We start from the raw sequence: 17,552 nt of genomic DNA, 5'->3' as shown, positions 1-17,552 counted from the left end.
CTTGCTCGCGAAGGCGGTGTATCAGTCGACATTGAAGTGACTGACACTCCGCCTTCGCGAGCAAGCCCGCTCCCACAGGTCCAACTTCTACTCAAGATAATCACCCGCCCGTATATCGGGCAGCGCCTACAGAACCTCGCGCCCCTGCCGATACACCCCCCATAAAACCAAATTGCGGTCCGGGGAGTTTCAGCATGTATCAATGGCTAGCCGAGAATCTGGGAAACGTCAGCGTCAAACGCAAGCTGGGCATCGGCTTCGGTCTGGTGCTGCTGCTGACCCTGCTGATCACCTTCACCGGCTGGAACGGCCTGAGCGGCGTGACCAGCCGTGGCGATAAACTGGGGTTCATCGCCAGTCTCAACGACCTGACCAAGGACCTGCGCATTGCACGCCTGGATTACGAGATGCGTCGTGGTGAACAAGGTCCCGGCGCCGTCAACGATCTGTTGGGCAAACTCGAAAGCGGCCTGCAGACCGCCCGCGGCCTGATCGAGCAACCGGCTGATACGGCCATGGTCGATCAACAACTGGCCGCGGTCGCTGAATTCCGTCGCGCCTTCAGCGACATGGGCCAGGCCGGCGCCCAGCGTGAAGACGCCCGCAGCAAACTCGGCGCCACCGCCGACAATGCCGTGGCCCGCGTCGCCGAAGTGGAGAAATCCATACTCCAAGGCGACAGCGTGGCGGCGTTCAAGAGCGTGATCGACCTGAGCAAACTGATCCAGCAGGCGCGTTTCCAGGTTCGCGGCTACACCTACAGCGGCAAGAGCGAAGCCGAACAGCCAGCCCTCGACGCGATCGACAACGCCCTGAAGAACCTCGAGAGCCTGCCGGCCAAACTGCCTGAAGAACACATCGCCAACCTGCAACAGGCGACTGATTCACTGAAGGCCTACCGTGCCGCCGTCAGCCAGTTCCGCGACTCCCAGGTGGCCAGCGCCAAGGCCCTGGTACGCATGTCTGCCCAAGGCGACATCCTGGTGGACATGAGCCAGAAACTCACCGTCTCGCAAACCGTCGTGCGCGACACCGACGCCGCCCATGCCAAGAACATGCTGACCCTCGCCACCGCTCTGGCCATCGCCTTCGGCTTGCTGGCCGCCTGGGCGATCACCCGGCAGATCATCATTCCATTGAACCAGACCCTGGTCGTGGCACAGCGCGTCGCCAGTGGCGACCTGACCCACAACCTGACGTCGCAGCGCCGCGACGAACTCGGCCAGTTGCAGCGTGCCATGCAGAGCATGACCCAGGGCTTGCGCGAACTGATCGGCGGCATCAGCGATGGCGTCACGCAGATCGCCAGCGCCGCTGAAGAACTGTCCGCGGTCACCGAGCAGACCAGCGCCGGAGTCAACAGCCAGAAGGTCGAGACCGATCAGGTTGCCACTGCCATGAACGAAATGGCCGCCACCGTGCAGGAAGTCGCGCGCAACGCCGAAGAAGCCTCCGAAGCCGCCGTTGCCGCCGACCAGCAGGCCCGCGAAGGCGACAAAGTGGTCAGTGAGGCCATCGCCCAGATCGAACGCCTGGCCAAGGAAGTCGGCCACTCCACCGAAGCCATGAGCGAACTCCAGCGCGAAAGTGACAAGATCGGTAGCGTGCTCGACGTCATCAAGTCCGTGGCCCAGCAAACCAACCTGTTGGCCCTCAACGCCGCGATTGAAGCCGCCCGTGCCGGTGAAGCCGGGCGCGGTTTTGCCGTGGTCGCCGACGAAGTCCGCAGCCTGGCCCAGCGCACCCAGAAGTCCACCGAAGAGATCGAAGAGCTGATCGTCGGCCTGCAAAACGGCACCCAGCAAGTGGCGACCATCATGGACAACAGCCGCACCCTGACCGACAGCAGCGTCGAACTGACCCGCCGCGCCGGTGGTTCACTGGAAAGCATTACCCGCACGGTGTCGGCGATTCAGGCGATGAACCAGCAGATCGCCGCTGCCGCCGAACAGCAGAGCGCTGTGGCTGAAGAGATCAACCGTAGTGTGTTGAATGTGCGGGATGTGTCGGATCAGACTTCTGCGGCGAGTGAAGAGACAGCGGCGTCGAGCGTTGAGCTGGCGCGGTTGGGGACGCATTTGCAGATGCTGGTGGGCAAGTTCAGGGTTTGAGGTGATCTGCATACCTCGGTCTACTCAGGACCGAGGTGATGCCTTCGCGGGCAAGCCCGCTCCCACAGGGAATTGCGTTGTACACACAACCTTGTGGGAGCGGGCTTGCCCGCGAAAGCGTCCGACCAGACGCTGCCGTTACAGCATCTGGTGCAAGCTCAAGAACAAACTTCAAGCCATAAAAAACCCGCTTTCGCGGGTTTTTTTTATTATGCCAACTGAGGCTGTTCGCTCATCGGCTTAAGCGGCAGCAGCGGTGCATGGGGGTCGGCCTTGACCGACTTACGCCAGGCACCCAGCCACTCTGGGTGACCTTCGCTCCAGACCTGGTCATGCAGGCGCGCCAATGCCACCGGGTCACTCAACAGTTGCACACGCTCGTTGTTGGTCAACCCTTCCGGGCCAACCTTCATCGCGTGGCGAACCCGCTCGATCCGCAGCCATTCAATCGGCTCGGCCTGATTGTGCCGGGAAGTCGCCAGCGAGCACGCCAGGGCGTTCTGCTGTGGATCGACCACCGAACGGACGAAGCCGTCGTTCAGCGCATGCCAGCGGTTTTCGTGGGTGTACTGGTCGGTGGCCAGCAAGGCCTGCGGCGGATTGTATTCCTCAGGGATCAGGAACAGGCTCTCGTCACGGGACTTCAGGCCCAGTCCGACACGGCTGGAAATCACCGACACCGGGATCGACAGCATCAACGAACCGACGATCGGCACCAGCCACCACAGGAAGCTCGGGTTCAGCCAGATCACCAGCATGGCCCAGAAGAAGCCCAGCAGGGTTTGCGGGCCGTGGCGCTTGACCGCTTCGCTCCATGGTGTGGAGTCGTCGTCACGTTGCGGCGAGTTCCAGGTCGCGGCCCAGCCGAGGAACGCGGCGAGGACGAAACGGGTGTGGAAGATCATCCGCACCGGCGCCAGCAGCATGGAGAACAGCATCTCCAGCAGCATCGACAGGGTCACCTTGAACTTGCCGCCGAACTCTTTCGCGCCCTTGGCCCAGATCAGGATGATGCTCAGCAGCTTCGGCAAGAACAGCAGCACGATGGTGGTCGAGAACAGCGCAATCGCCTTGTCCGGGTGCCATTGCGGCCACAGCGGATAGAGCTGGCGCGGTTCAAGGAAGTACTGCGGCTCCATCAGCGTGTTGACCGCCAGCAGCGCGGTCGACAGCACCAGGAAGAAGAACCACAACGGCGCCGACAGGTAGGACATCACGCCGGTCAGGAACACCGCGCGGTGCACCGGGTGCATGCCCTTGACCAGGAACAGGCGGAAGTTCATCAGGTTACCGTGGCACCAGCGACGGTCACGCTTGAGTTCGTCCAGCAGGTTTGGCGGCAGTTCTTCGTAGCTGCCCGGCAAATCGTAGGCAATCCACACACCCCAGCCGGCACGGCGCATCAACGCGGCTTCAACGAAGTCGTGGGACAGGATCGAGCCGGAGAACGCGCCTTTACCGGGCAACGGCGCCAGGGCGCAGTGGTCGATGAACGGCTTCATGCGGATGATCGCGTTGTGGCCCCAGTAGTGCGACTCGCCGAGCTGCCAGAAGTGCAGGCCGGCGGTGAACAGCGGGCCATACACGCGAGTGGCGAACTGCTGCATGCGCGCATACAGGGTGTCCATGCCCGACGCCCGTGGCGCGGTCTGGATGATCCCGGCATCCGGCGTGGCTTCCATCAGGCGCACCAGACTGGTCAGGCACTCACCGCTCATCACGGAGTCGGCGTCGAGTACGACCATGTACTTGTAGTCACCGCCCCAGCGACGGCAGAAGTCGTCGAGGTTGCCGCTTTTGCGTTTTACGCGACGACGACGGCGGCGATAGAAGATCTTGCCGAAGCCCCCGGCTTCACGGCAGACGTCCAGCCAGGCCTGTTGCTCGGCGACACAGATATCGGCGTCGTTACTGTCGCTGAGGACGAAGAAGTCGAAGCGGTCCAGGTCGCCCGTGGCCGCCACCGACTCGAAGGTCGCCCGCAGGCCGGCGAATACCCGTGGCACGTCTTCGTTGCAGATCGGCATCACCAGTGCGGTGCGCGCATCCTTTGGAATCGGCTCGTTGCCGGCACTTTTACCGGAGATACGGTATTTATCGTGGCCGGTCAGCAATTCCAGGAAGCCCATCAGCGCGGTCCAGAAACCGGCCGATACCCAGCAGAACAGAATCCCGAACAGGATCAGGATGCTGGTCTGCAACGCATACGGCAGCACTTGCGTGGCCGTTTGCAGCAGTGGCTGGTGCAGCACTTCGTTGAGGTCGACGAACGACCAGCCCTGGTACGGCATGATGCCTTTCATGTACCAGCCGGCGACGATGGTCTGGCCGAGCATCAGCAGCAACAGGATGTAGCGACGGATCGAACCTACGGTACGCCAGCGCGCGGCCGGCAGCACACGTTCGTCCTTCGGCGGCTTCGGCGGGTTGGTACGACCGGTCATCCGGCGCCAGCCACGCACCAGAATGTTGGTGCGCCACGGCTCCGGCACGACCTTGGTCCGCCGGATCGGTGGGGTCGCCTTGAGGCAGACCCGGCCGTTGGCGTCGAGCACCAGCATTTCCGCGTCCTGCAGCTCTTCGGCAGTGCTCAGCGTCAGGCGTTTGCCCACCGAAGCCTGGGCGGCTTCGGTCGGGGCGTCGAACGTCGACGATGACAGGCGTTCATGCAATTCGCTGAAGGACTGGCAGCCCGCGAGTTCCGCGCGCTGCTGGTCGGTCATCGGTAGATGCGCCAGATACTCGGAAAGAGTTTCTGGCCGTACTTGTGAGTTACTCATCGGCAGGCAACTGATAGCTCCAGGTCTCGGTCAGGACTTCTTCAGTCGGGGCCGATTCCGGTGTGGCTGGGGCCGCGTCGGCAGCGGCAGGCTGCTTGGCGTCTTGATTGGCCTTGTCCTTGGCATCTGCAACAGGCTTCGCTTCGGCCTGCTTGGCCTCCGCTTGCCTGGCTTCCTTGTCCGCTTTCTCTTGTTGCTTGGCGGCAACCTTGTCGGCCTTGGCAACCGACGAGTTCGACGACGGAATCGAAGTCTTGGACAGGTCCGCAGGCACGATGTTCTGCACCAGCGCGGCACGCATCTCGGTGGACTTGCTCGGATCCTTGATCTTCATCCGCAGGGTCAGGCGCCAGCCCTTGGTTTCAGGGTTGTAGCGCACGCTGTTTTCCACCAGCTCGGCGTTGTCGCCGACGCTGACCTGGCTGCGAACTTCCGTATCGGCCGGCAATGCCGCCAGGGATGGGCCTTCGAAGTCCACCAGGTAGGCAACGCTGCCGTCCGGCTGACGAATCAGATTGGATTGTTTCACGTCACCGGTGGAACGCAGGGTCTGTTTGACCCAGGCGCTGTCCGGCGCGTGAATCGAGGCTTCATCCATGGTCCAGTGCATACGATAAGCGACATCGAGCGGCTGGCCAGGTTCCGGCAGTTTTTCCGGGTTCCAGAAGGCAACGATGTTGTCGTTGGTTTCGTCGGCGGTCGGAATCTCGACCAGGTCGACTGTGCCCTTGCCCCAGTCACCCTTCGGCTCGATCCAGGCGCTTGGGCGCTTGTCGTAACGGTCGTCGAGGTCTTCGTAGTGGCTGAAGTCGCGGCCACGTTGCAGCAGACCAAAGCCGCGCGGGTTTTCCACGCTGAAGTTGCTCACGGCCAGGTGTTTCGGGTTGTTCAGCGGACGCCAGATCCACTCGCCGTTGCCGGCATGGATCGCCAGACCGCTGGAGTCGTGCAGCTCGCGACGGTAGTTCAGTACTTTCGACGGCTGGTTGGCGCCGAACAGGAACATGCTGGTCAACGGAGCGATGCCCAGTTTGCCGACCTTGTCACGCAGGAACATCTGCGCCTTGACGTCGACGATGGTGTCGCTGCCCGGACGCAGGGTCAGGCGATAGGCGCCGGTGGCACGAGGAGAGTCCAGCAGGGCGAAAATCACCAGGTGCTTGTCGCCTGGCTTGGGCTGCTGAATCCAGAACTCGCGGAAACGCGGGAATTCTTCGCCGGACGGCAAGGCGGTATCCAGCGCCATGCCGCGAGCGGACAAACCATAGACGTGACCCTTGCCGACGACGCGGAAGTAGCTCGCGCCGAGCATGGTCATGATTTCGTCTTGCTTGTCGGCCTTGTTGATCGGGTACAGCACACGGAAACCGGCATAACCCAGTTGTTCAGTGGCCTTGGGATCGAACTGCATGTCGCCGAAATCGAAACGACTCGGGTCGTACTTGATCTCGTCGACGGTGTTCGCGGTGATTTCATTGATTTTCACCGGCGTATCGAAATGCATGCCCTGGTGATAGAAGGACAGCTTGAACGGCGTCTTCTGATCAGCCCACTCGGCTTTTTCCGTCAGAAAACGAATTTTCTGATAGTCCGCGAATTTCATGTCGCGGAACTCGTTCGGCAGGTTACTGCGCGGCGCTTCGTATTTCTGCGCGGCCAGCTCTTTTGCCTTGGCCGATACATCATCCAGACTGAATGCCCAAAGCTGACCGGCGCTGAGCAGGCAGAGCAGTGCAGAGCCCGCTACCAGGGCGCTGCGTAACCGTTTGGCAGACAATTTTGGTGCGTTACAGGGACTAACAATCACGAGCAACCCTCGCCGAAAACAGATCAAAAAACCAACGGCCAGTTAAAGGGCCTGCACGGTGTACGGTATGAAAAAACCGCCCTTGCAAACCACTCTTGCCAAGTTGGCGAGCATTGTTCCGACTCCGCTGGGGCGAAATGATTCCCCAATCGGATGCGGACAAGTCTCTACCTAAGTCAAAATGGACCAACGAACGCTGATCCCCGTAGCGCGGGATTATCTAGTAGGCCGCGTTACAACGCATCAGGGGTAACAAAGTATTTATCGCGAAAAAGCCCTGTTTTCAGTCGAAATGAACGTAAAAACTTGTTTCAAACGCTTTCAGGTCTGTAACAGGAAGGTTACCGGGCCATCATTGACCAGGTGCACCTGCATATCCGCGCCGAATCTACCTGATGCCACAGTGCCATGCACCTGTTTCGCTTTGTTCAATAGATAGTCGAACAGTTCCTCGCCCAGCGCCGGAGGGGCCGCGGTCGAGAAACCCGGACGCAGCCCGCTTTTGGTATCGGCAGCCAGGGTGAACTGAGAGACCAGCAGCAGCCCGCCGCCCACATCCGCCAAGGACAGATTCATCTTTCCCTCAGCGTCACTGAATACCCGATAGTTAAGCAGTTTATTAAGAAGTTTGTCGGCGCTGGCCCGCGTATCGTCGGGCTCGACGGCTACCAGAACCAGCAATCCCTGATCGACGGCACCCACGATCTCGCCCGCGACCTCGACTCGTGCGCCGCGCACCCGCTGCAGCAAGCCCTTCATGCTTCTTCAGGCGGCAGGTCGAGCAGACGCCGGGCCATCTGATTGGCGGCGCGTACCAGCGCGTCGGTGATGCCAGGCTCGGAAGCGGCATGACCGGCATCGCGGATGACCTGCAGTTCGCTGTTCGGCCAGGCCTGATGCAATTCCCAGGCGTTATCCAGCGGACAGATCACGTCATAGCGGCCATGAATGATCACACCAGGCAAATGGGCGATCTTGCCCATGTCGCGGATCAACTGGTTCTGCTCCAGGAAGGCGTGGTTGCTGAAGTAGTGGCATTCGATGCGGGCAATCGACAACGCACGTTGTGGCTCGGAGAAACGGTCGACTACCAGCGGGTTGGGACGCAGGGTCGCGGTGCGGCCCTCCCAGGTGGACCAGGCCTTGGCCGCGTGCATCTGGGCGATCTGGTCGTTGCCGACCAGGCGCTTATGGAACGCGGTGAGCAAGTCGTCGCGCTCGTCCAGCGGGATCGGCGCGATGTAGTCCTGCCAGTAATCAGGGAACAGACGGCTGGCGCCGGCCTGGTAAAACCATTCGATTTCCTGCGGACGGCAGAGAAAGATCCCGCGCAGGATCAGGCCGTGCACACGCTCAGGATGGGTTTGCGCGTAAGCCAGCGCGAGGGTCGAACCCCAGGAGCCGCCAAACAGCACCCATTTGTCGATGCCCAGGTGCTGTCGAATCCGCTCCAGGTCGGCGACCAGATCCCAGGTGGTGTTGTTTTCCAGGCTGGCATGGGGCGTGGAGCGACCGCAGCCGCGCTGATCGAAAGTGACAATGCGATAAAGGTTGGGATCGAAGAAGCAACGACTCTGGGCATCACATCCGGCACCGGGGCCGCCGTGGATGAACACCACCGGCAAACCTTCCGGTGAACCGCTTTCGTCGACATACAGCGTGTGGGTTTCGTCGACGGCCAGATCGTGCCGGGCGTGGGGTTTGATCTGCGGGTACAAAGTCTGCATTGCGCACTCCGTAAGGGGTCGAGGTCATCCCTGGGGGGACTTCTATTATTCTGCCGTCCGGCATCATAAACCCGAATTACGTCAATGAGCATGCCCGTGCAGAGTCAGAGTTTTGCCGACAGATATCCGAACAAGGTTTCGTACAGCGCATCGACCTCGGCCGCCTGCCCTCGGGCCCGCAAACAGCCATGGACCAAACCCTCGCCGACATACAGCGTGGCAGCAACGCCCGCGGCATTGAGTCGCTCGGTATACAGCACGCCGTCATCACGCAACGGGTCGAATTGCGCCACGGCGATCAATGCCGGTGGCAGTGCGCTGAAATCCGTGGCGAGCAGTGGCATGGCGTAGGCGTTCGGATGACGGGTGCCTTGCAGGTAAAGCGCGTGATAGTAATCGACGTCACTGCTGCTGAGTAACGGCGCGTCGATGCACTCGCTGCGCGACGGCAGCCGGTGATCGCCACCCAACCCCGGATAGATCAGCACCTGCGCGCACGGCAGCGGCTCGCCGGCATCGCGCAACGCCAGGCACAACGCCGCCGCGAGGTTGCCACCGGCACTGTCGCCGGCCACCAGCGTACGCGCAGGTTCGAGTTGAAACGGCCCGGTGCGCAGTGCTCGCCAGACCTTCAGGCAATCATCGAACGCGGCGGGAAACGGATGCTCCGGTGCCCGGCGGTAATCGACGGCGATCACCCGTACACCGAGTGTCGATGCCCATTCGGCGCAGATGAAATCGTGGGAGTCCAGGTCCCCCACCACCCAGCCGCCGCCATGCAGATAAACGATGCACGACGCACCGCTGGCCGGTGGCTGATAGGAACGAACAGCAACACCGGCCAACTCGAAATCGACCACATGCAACCCGACGGGGCGTGCCGGGGTAAACGCCCGGCACATCTCGCTGTAGGCCTGGCGCAACCCGGTGATACTGCTGTCGGTGCTGTTGAAACTCAGGGTTTTGTCGACGAAAGCTGTCATTTGCTTGGAAAGCGGGTATTGAGCCATGAGCCGGGTGCCCGTTCAGGGAAATGTGTGGGACCCACCCTGTGGGAGCGAGCTTGCTCGCGATGGCGGCGTGTCAGTCGACATCAATTCTGAATGTCCTACCGCTATCGCGAGCAAGCTCGCTCCCACAGGTCTTGCACAGAGCAGACGGGGGTCAGTTCTTCAGGCTGGCCTGAACCGTGGCCACGCCATCCTTGCCATCGAAACTGCTGACACCCGCCAGCCAGCGCTGCAAGTCTTCGGGATGGTCACGCAGCCATTTTTTCGCGACATCCTGAGCCGTTTGGCGCTCCATGATCGGCACCATCAACTGGCTTTCCTGGGCGGCGGTGAACGTCAGGTTTTCCAGCAGCCGATTGACGTTCGGGCAACGCTGGGCGTAATCCGGCGCAGTCACGGTGGAAACGGTCGCGGCGCCTTCATTCGGTCCGTACACGTCTTCGCTGCCGGTCAGGTAGTCGATCTTCATGTTGATGTTCATCGGGTGCGGGGTCCAGCCGACGAACACCACGAACTCCTTGCGGTTCACTGCCCGCTGCACGGCCGCCAGCATCCCGGCCTCACCGGACTCGATCAGTTTGAAGTCCTTCAGGCCAAAGTGATTGGTTTCAATCATGGTCTTGATCGTGGTGTTGGCGCCACTGCCCGGCTCGATGCCATAGATCTTGCCGCCGAGCTGTTCCTTGAATTTGGCGATGTCGGAGAAGGTTTTCAGACCAGCCGCTGCCACATAGTCAGGGACCGCGAGGGTGGCCTGGGCATCGGCCAGGCTCGGTTTGTCCATGACCTTGACCTGATTGGCAGCCACGAAGGGGGCGATGTTTTTATCCATCGCCGGTTTCCAGTAACCGAGGAAGATGTCCAGGCGCTTGTCGCGGATGCCGGCGAAGATGATTTGCTGCACGGCGCTGGTCTGTTTGCTTTCGTAGCCCAGACCGTTGAGCAGCACATCGGCCATGCCACTGGTGGCGATCACGTCGGTCCAGTTGACCACGCCCATGCGTACGGTTTTGCAGGAGGCGTCGTCCGCGGCCATGGCGCCGGCGCTCAACAGAGCGGTACCGCAGAAGATTGAGAGACAGCGGGTGAACAGACCTTTGGGGCTTGTCATGGAGAGCATTCTCGTGCGGCAGCGGATTATTGTCGGGGCGGTGTCTTTGTGCACCGTGGCCAGAACATTACGCAGCAGACGAGCGGTGAAAGCGACCTGTGGCGACCGTGTTTTGCACAGTGGCGACTGTCATGAGCAGATATTGAGGCATATGAAAACCTGTGGGAGCGAGCTTGCTCGCGATGAGGCCATGACATTCAACATTGATGTTGCCTGCCAGTCCGCTATCGCGAGCAAGCTCGCTCCCACAGGGTTTTGCGCCAGGCTTTAGCGCTGGTAGTGTTTTTCACCCCACGCCAACAACCCTTGCAGCAACTCCTTCAACACCACCCGAGTCGGCTCCGCCAGGTCCTGGCGGTAACGGAACGGCTCGAACTCTTCCATGTAGGTGCACTGCCCCAGCTCCAGTTGCACCGCGTGGATGTTCTCGGCCGGGTTGCCGTAATGGCGGGTGATGTGCCCGCCCTTGAAGCGCCCGTTGAGCACGTGGGTGTATTTGTCGTGAAGCGCACAGATCGCTTCCAGTCGGGTCGCAAGTTGTGGATCGCAACTGGCGCCGTTGAAGGTGCCGAGGTTGAAGTCCGGCAACTTGCCGTCGAACAGGTGCGGGATGATCGAGCGGATCGAATGCGCATCGAACAGCAGCGCGTAGCCGAACTCGGCCTTCAGTCGCGCCAGTTCCTGCTGCAAGGTGCTGTGGTACGGCGTCCAGATCTGCTCAAGATAGGTCGCGCGCTCATCGGCAGAAGGCTCCAGGCCTTCGCGGAACAACGGTATGCCGTCGAACAACGTGGCCGGATACAGACCGGTGGTCGCGCCGACGTACAACGGCTTGTCGTCGGATGGCCGGTTCAGGTCGATGACAAATCGCGAGTACTCGGCGGCCAAGGTGCTGGCACCCAGTTCAGCGGCGAAATCGTACAACTGCGGAATGTGCCAGTCGGTGTCCGGCAGGCTTTTCGCATCGGGGATCAATCCGGCTTCGACTGCCGGGGTCAGGCGCACGCCCGCGTGGGGCATGCTGATCAGCAGCGGCACGCGGCCTTGTTTGAAGTTCAGAACCTTATCCACAACAGATCTCCTACAGACTTGATTCGACGCCGTGGCGCACGACGCGTTTTTCCAGGTCGCCGCCCAGCCAGTAACAGAGGTCGGCCGGACGATCGATTTGCCAGGCGACGAAATCCGCGACCTTGCCGACTTCCAGCGAACCATGGGTGTCGGCCATGCCCAGCGCGGTGGCGGCGTGAATCGTCGCGCCGGCCAGGGCTTCTTCCGGGGTCATGCGGAAACAGGTGCAAGCCATGTTCAGCATCAGGCGCAATGACAGTGCCGGCGAGGTGCCCGGGTTGAGGTCGCTGGCGATGGCGATTTTCACGCCGTGCTTGCGCAGGGCTTCCATCGGCGGCAATTGGGTTTCGCGCAAGAAGTAGAAGGCGCCGGGCAACAGCACCGCAACCGTGCCGGACTTGGCCATGGCGATGGCGTCGTCCTCGGTCATGAACTCCAGGTGATCGGCGGACAACGCGTGATAACGCGCTGCCAGGCTCGAGCCATGCAGCGACGACAACTGCTCGGCGTGCAGCTTCACTGGCAGGCCCAGTTTCTGAGCGGTGATGAATACGCGTTCAACCTGCGCAGGCGAGAACGCCAGGTATTCGCAGAATGCATCCACCGCGTCCACCAGACCTTCGGCGGCCAAGGCCGGGAGCATGTCGGCGCAGATGTGATCGATATAGTCGTCAGCGCGGTCCTTGTACTCCGGCGGCAGGGCATGAGCCGCCAGGCAGGTGCTGCGCACGCTGACCGGCAGTTCGGCGCCGAGGCGACGGGCAACACGCAGCATCTTGCGTTCGTTGGCCAGGTCCAGGCCGTAGCCGGACTTGATTTCGACGCTGGTGACGCCATCACGCAACAGGCTTTCCAGACGCTTGGCGGCACTGGCGAACAGTTCGTCTTCGCTGGCCGCGCGGGTAGCGCGCACGGTGCTGGCGATGCCGCCGCCGCTGGCGGCGATTTCCGCGTAGCTGACACCTTGCAGGCGCTGTTCGAATTCACCGCTGCGGTTACCGCCGAACACCGTATGAGTGTGGCAGTCGATCAGGCCCGGTGTGACCCAGGCCCCGTTCAAATCATTGACGGCCGGGTACTCGCCCGCCGGCAACTCACCGCGCGGGCCGATCCACTCAATGTGCGCTCCTGACGTCACGATGGCCGCATCCTCGATGATCGAGTAGACGCCTTGTGCCATGGTTGCGACGTGACAGTGTTGCCAGAGAGTTTTCATCCGTGGCCTCCATTAGGTTATCAATGAGAAAAAGTCGGGTCCGGCGTCACCAGGGCTGCCTGGCCCGCCGCCGGTTTCACCCACGTCAGGTAGGCCAGCACCAGCAACACGATCCAGACCACGCCGACGATCAGCGCTGCCTGGGTGTCCGGGAAATAGCCCAGCACGCCGAAAATGAACAGCATGAAGGCAATCGCCGCGGCCGGCGCATAGGGCCAGAGCGGTACCGGGAATTTCAGTTGTGCAACCTGCTCGGCGCTCATGGACCGGCGCATGGCCACTTGGGTCACCAGGATCATCAGCCAGACCCATACCGTGGCAAAGGTCGCGATGGAAGCGATCAACAGGAACACGTTTTCCGGGATCAGGTAGTTCAGCAACACGCCCAGCAACAGTGCGGCACTCATCACCACGACCGTCATCCATGGCACGCCATTGCGCGACAGGCGGGCGAAGCCCTTGGGTGCATGCCCTTGCTGGGCCAGACCGAACATCATGCGGCCAGCGCCGAAGATGTCACTGTTGATCGCCGAAATCGCCGCCGTGATCACCACGATATTGAGGATGGTGGCTGCCGAGCTGATCCCCAGCTTGTCGAAGATCTGCACGAACGGGCTGCCCTGGCTGCCGATCTGCTGCCATGGAAAGATCGACATCAGCACCAGCATCGTCAGCACGTAGAACAGCAGGATCCGCAACGGTACAGCATTGATCGCCCGGGGCAGCACGTGCTGCGGGTCCTTGGCTTCACCTGCCGTTACGCCGATGATTTCAATACCGCCAAACGCAAACATCACCACCGCGAACGAAGCGATCAGACCGCCCATGCCATTGGGCATGAAGCCGCCGTGGCTCCAGAGGTTGCTGATGTCGGTCGCTTGGCCGGGGGCCGAGCTGATGCCGAACCACATGATGCCGAAACCACCCAGGATCATCGCGACGATGGCCGCGACCTTGAGCAGCGACAACCAGAACTCCATTTCACCGAAGACTTTGACGTTGCACAGGTTCAGGCCGCCAACGATGGAAACGACACCCAGCACCCAGATCCAGCGGGAAACCTCCGGGAACCAGAAGCCCATGTAAATCCCGAACGCGGTAACGTCGGCCATGCCGACGATGACCATTTCAAATGCGTAGGTCCAGCCGAGGACGAAGCCCGCCATTGGCCCCAGGTAGGTGCTGGCGTATTGGCCGAAAGAGCCGGTCACCGGGTTGTGCACCGCCATCTCACCGAGGGCGCGCATGACCATGAACACCGCCGCGCCACCGATCAGGTAAGCGAGCAGTACCGCAGGCCCGGCCATTTGAATGGCCGAGGCAGATCCATAAAACAGCCCGGTGCCGATCGCCGACCCCAGCGCCATGAAGCGAATATGTCGGGCAGAGAGCCCGCGTTTCAAACCTTTTTCTGCCTGTTGCATTTCTCGTCCCTAATTATTGTTATTCGACGCAAAATCGAATCGCTGGCAAGCCAGCTCCTACAGGGTCAGCGTGATCCATGTGGGAGCGGGCTTGCTCGCGAAGGGGCCATTACAGGCTAGGCAGCAACTTCGCCGTCACCAGCTCGTTCAGGCAGCGCGAGGCCAACAATTCAGTCGCCGCATTGATGTCCGGCGCGAAGAAGCGGTCCTTCTCATAGAACGGCACGTCGTTACGCAGAATGGCCCGAGCCTTTTCCAGTTTCGGCGAGGTTTTCAGACCGTCGCGCAGATCCAGGCCCTGAACGGCCGCCAGCCATTCCACCGCGAGAATCCCACGGGTGTTCTCGGCCATTTCCCACAGACGCTTGCCAGCCGCCGGCGCCATGGAAACGTGGTCTTCCTGGTTGGCGGAAGTCGGCAGGCTGTCCACCGAATGCGGATGGGACAACGCCTTGTTCTCGCTGGCCAGTGCCGCCGCAGTCACCTGGGCGATCATGAAGCCGGAGTTCACGCCGCCATTGGCCACCAGGAACGGCGGCAGTTGCGACATGTGCTTGTCCATCATCAGCGAGATACGGCGCTCGCTCAGGGAACCGATTTCAGCGATGGCCAATGCCATGTTGTCAGCCGCCATGGCCACCGGTTCGGCGTGGAAGTTGCCACCGGAGATCACGTCACCTTCAGCGGCGAAAACCAACGGGTTGTCGGAAACGGCGTTGGCTTCGATCGCCAGCACTTCGGCCGCTTGACGGAACTGGGTCAGGCAGGCGCCCATGACTTGTGGCTGGCAGCGCAGGGAGTACGGGTCTTGTACCTTCTCGCAGTTTTCGTGGGAGTCGGAGACTTCGCTGCGCTCGCCCAGCAGGTCACGGTAAGCGGCGGCGGCGTCGATCTGGCCTTTCTGGCCACGGGCAGCGTGGATGCGGGCATCGAACGGCGAACGCGAACCCAGGACCGCTTCAACGGTCAGGCCGCCCAGTGCCAAGGCACCGGCGAACAGGTCTTCACCTTCGAACAGGCCACGCAGGGCAAAAGCAGTGGACACCTGAGTGCCGTTGAGCAGCGCCAGGCCTTCTTTCGCGGCCAGGGTCAGCGGGGTCAGACCGGCAACTTTCAGCGCTTCGGTGGCTTCCATCCACTCGCCTTTGTAGCGCGCCTTGCCTTCGCCCAGCAGTACCAGCGACATGTGGGCCAGAGGCGCCAGGTCACCGGAAGCACCGACCGAACCTTTCAATGGAATGTGCGGGTACACCTCAGCGTTGATCAGGGCGATCAGCGCGTCGATCACCACACGGCGGATGCCGGAGAAACCACGGCTCAGGCTGTTGACCTTGAGCACCATGATCAGACGCACCAGCTCATCGCTGATCGGCTGGCCGACACCGGCGGCGTGGGACAGCACCAGCGAGCGCTGCAGGTTTTCCAGGTCTTCGCTGGCGATGCGGGTCGAGGCCAGCAGGCCGAAACCGGTGTTGATACCGTAGGCGGTGCGGTTCTCGGCGAGGATCTGTTCCACGCAGGCAACGCTGGCTTCGATCTGGGCCGAGGCGCTGTGGTCGAGGGTCAGTTTCACCGGCTGCTGATAGACGTCACGCAGTTGGGCGAGGGTCAGTTGGCCGGGAATCAGGTTTAGCGCAGTCATTTTGTGCTCCTTTTGAGAGTTGTTATTAACTCACCAGACGCTCCGGAGATGTCCGTTGTCCGTCGCGTCTGCCTTTTGGGGAGACGCGCCTTGGCACGCTGGTGTTATTGAAATCAGTTCAGTTCTGGAAAAGCGTTGTGCAGCAAAATCGGGTCTTTCAATACCGCGGCAGCGGCGGCGATGTCCGGTGCCAACCAGCGATCCTGGTCGTAGGGGGCAACGTGCTCGCGCAGCAGACGCCAGGCAGCATCGGTGCCCGCGCCGAAGCGTTGTTCTTTGAGGAACTCGAACGCCTGGGCCGCCAGCAAATACTCGATGGCGAGGATCTGCGTGCAGTTTTCCAGCGCGCGGTGCAGCTTCAGCGCGGCGTTGGTGCCCAGGCTCAGGTGATCTTCCTGCAGGCCCGACGTCACGAAGTTATCCAGCACCGCCGGTTGTGCCAGTTGACGGTTCTCCGCGCACAGCGAAGCGGCGACGTATTGCACGATCATCATCCCGGAGTTCACCCCCGGGTTGGCCACCAGGAACGCCGGCAGGCCACTGACGTGCGGGTTGATCAAGCGGTCCAGGCGACGCTCGGCGATGGAGCCGATTTCCGCCATGGCAATCGCCAGCAGGTCCGCCGCCATTGCCACGGACTGGCCGTGGGGGTTGGCCTGGGACACCACGCGGTAATTGTCCGCGGTGCCCAGCACCATCGGGTTATCGGTGGTGCCATTGAGTTCGGTTTCGATTTGTCTGGTCGCGTGTACCAATTGGTCGCGAGCGGCGCCGTGTACCTGCGGGATCGAGCGAATGCTCAGGGCATCCTGGGTACGTATGCCTTTGCTCTGGGCAATCACTTCGCTGCCGTCGAGCAGGGCCCGCAGGTTGATCCCGACCTGTTGCATGCCCGGATGCGGCTTGAGCGCGATGATCTCGGCATCGAACGCGTCGATCTGCCCACGCTGGGCTTCGAAGCTCATGGCACCAATCACGTCAGCCCATTCCAGCAGGCGCGTGGCATCGGCAATCGCCAGGCAGCTCAGGCCGGTCATGCATGGCGTACCGTTGACCAGGCACAAACCGTCCTTGGCACCAAGCTTGACCGGTTGCAGGCCTTCTTCGGCCAGCGCTTGCTGCGCGGAAACGACCTGGCCGCGATAGCTGACATTGCCGACACCCAGCAGCGCGATGCCAATGTGCGCCATGTGGGTCAGGTAGCCCACGGAACCCTGGGACGGTACTTGCGGGGTGATGCCACGGTTGAGCAGCGCCAGCAGTGCTTCGACGACCTGACGGTGCAAGCCGGAATTACCATGGCTGTAGTTGACGACGGCGGCGCACATGATCGAGCGGGTCTGCTCGTTGGTCAGTGGCGCGCCAACGCCACAGGCGTGGCTGAGCAAGGTGTTGCGCGACAACTGGCTGAGTTGTTCGTCCTGCAGCGAGACGTTGCACAGCGCGCCCAGGCCGGTGTTGATGCCGTAGGCACGTTCGCCGCTGGTGACGATGCGCTGGACGATGGCCTGCGCGTTTTCGATGCGCGCCCAGATCGGCGCCGACAGCTCAAGCTGTGCGCCATGACGAGCAACGGCGACCACGTCCTGCCAACTGACCTGCGCCTCGGTGATAACGATTTTTTCAGCCTGGGACATCTTCAACCTCTGCGTA

At 61.6% G+C, this 17,552-nt stretch carries 12 protein-coding genes and 1 pseudogene; 2 read left to right on the top strand and 11 right to left on the bottom strand.

The window, feature by feature from the left end:
* Positions 1 to 194: 194 nt before the first annotated feature.
* Positions 195 to 1,256: pseudogene (locus KGB28_RS31810) on the top strand (methyl-accepting chemotaxis protein); the annotation flags it as partial.
* Entirely contained in the window at positions 1,239 to 2,111 is an 873-nt protein-coding gene (locus tag KGB28_RS31805; protein ID WP_411740588.1) for a methyl-accepting chemotaxis protein, read from the top strand. The pseudogene KGB28_RS31810 and the gene KGB28_RS31805, both read left to right, overlap by 18 nt.
* A gap of 209 nt (positions 2,112 to 2,320) precedes the next feature.
* Here KGB28_RS31805 and mdoH read toward each other — a convergent pair whose 3' ends face one another.
* The 11 genes from mdoH to hutH (KGB28_RS15830) all read right to left on the bottom strand — a co-directional run bounded on the left by mdoH (position 2,321) and on the right by hutH (KGB28_RS15830) (position 17,536).
* A complete protein-coding gene (gene mdoH, locus KGB28_RS15880) occupies positions 2,321 to 4,891 on the bottom strand; it encodes a glucans biosynthesis glucosyltransferase MdoH (protein WP_223446473.1) in 2,571 nt (856 codons plus the stop codon).
* Complete coding sequence (locus KGB28_RS15875) at positions 4,884 to 6,698, bottom strand: glucan biosynthesis protein G (protein WP_223446471.1); 1,815 nt, start codon at positions 6,696 to 6,698, stop codon at positions 4,884 to 4,886. The genes mdoH and KGB28_RS15875 overlap by 8 nt, the downstream gene beginning before the upstream one ends.
* Before the next feature lie 321 nt (positions 6,699 to 7,019).
* A complete protein-coding gene (gene dtd, locus KGB28_RS15870; RefSeq protein ID WP_223446469.1) occupies positions 7,020 to 7,457 on the bottom strand; it encodes a D-aminoacyl-tRNA deacylase in 438 nt (145 codons plus the stop codon).
* Positions 7,454 to 8,425 carry a prolyl aminopeptidase gene (gene pip / locus KGB28_RS15865; protein WP_150726550.1) on the bottom strand — a complete coding sequence of 324 codons (972 nt, stop codon included), beginning with the start codon at positions 8,423 to 8,425 and terminating at the stop codon, positions 7,454 to 7,456. The genes dtd and pip overlap by 4 nt, the downstream gene beginning before the upstream one ends.
* 104 nt (positions 8,426 to 8,529) lie before the next feature.
* Positions 8,530 to 9,435 carry an alpha/beta hydrolase gene (locus tag KGB28_RS15860; protein ID WP_223446467.1) on the bottom strand — a complete coding sequence of 302 codons (906 nt, stop codon included), beginning with the start codon at positions 9,433 to 9,435 and terminating at the stop codon, positions 8,530 to 8,532.
* 154 nt (positions 9,436 to 9,589) lie between these two features.
* On the bottom strand, positions 9,590 to 10,546 hold the full coding sequence (locus tag KGB28_RS15855; RefSeq protein WP_223446465.1) for a choline ABC transporter substrate-binding protein: 957 nt from the start codon (positions 10,544 to 10,546) through the stop codon (positions 9,590 to 9,592).
* A 267-nt stretch (positions 10,547 to 10,813) separates the two neighbouring features.
* Positions 10,814 to 11,617 carry an N-formylglutamate deformylase gene (hutG, locus tag KGB28_RS15850; RefSeq protein WP_223446463.1) on the bottom strand — a complete coding sequence of 268 codons (804 nt, stop codon included), beginning with the start codon at positions 11,615 to 11,617 and terminating at the stop codon, positions 10,814 to 10,816.
* 10 nt (positions 11,618 to 11,627) lie between these two features.
* A complete protein-coding gene (gene hutI / locus KGB28_RS15845) occupies positions 11,628 to 12,833 on the bottom strand; it encodes an imidazolonepropionase (protein ID WP_223446461.1) in 1,206 nt (401 codons plus the stop codon).
* Positions 12,834 to 12,853: 20 nt separating this feature from the next.
* Positions 12,854 to 14,257 (bottom strand): amino acid permease, encoded by a 1,404-nt coding sequence (locus tag KGB28_RS15840; protein ID WP_223446459.1) that lies wholly within the window; start codon positions 14,255 to 14,257, stop codon positions 12,854 to 12,856.
* 109 nt (positions 14,258 to 14,366) lie between these two features.
* Positions 14,367 to 15,899, bottom strand: a complete 1,533-nt coding sequence (hutH, locus tag KGB28_RS15835) for a histidine ammonia-lyase (RefSeq protein ID WP_223446458.1) — start codon at positions 15,897 to 15,899, stop codon at positions 14,367 to 14,369.
* Between the two features lie 113 nt (positions 15,900 to 16,012).
* On the bottom strand, positions 16,013 to 17,536 hold the full coding sequence (gene hutH / locus KGB28_RS15830) for a histidine ammonia-lyase (protein WP_223446456.1): 1,524 nt from the start codon (positions 17,534 to 17,536) through the stop codon (positions 16,013 to 16,015).
* Between the last annotated feature and the right edge of the window lie 16 nt (positions 17,537 to 17,552).

It is taken from the genome of Pseudomonas sp. BF-R-19, assembly GCF_019956445.1.
GTDB lineage: Bacteria > Pseudomonadota > Gammaproteobacteria > Pseudomonadales > Pseudomonadaceae > Aquipseudomonas > Aquipseudomonas fluorescens_BH.
The sequence above is the reverse complement of the archived record's forward strand: the minus strand, read 5'-3'. Positions and strand labels throughout refer to the sequence as shown.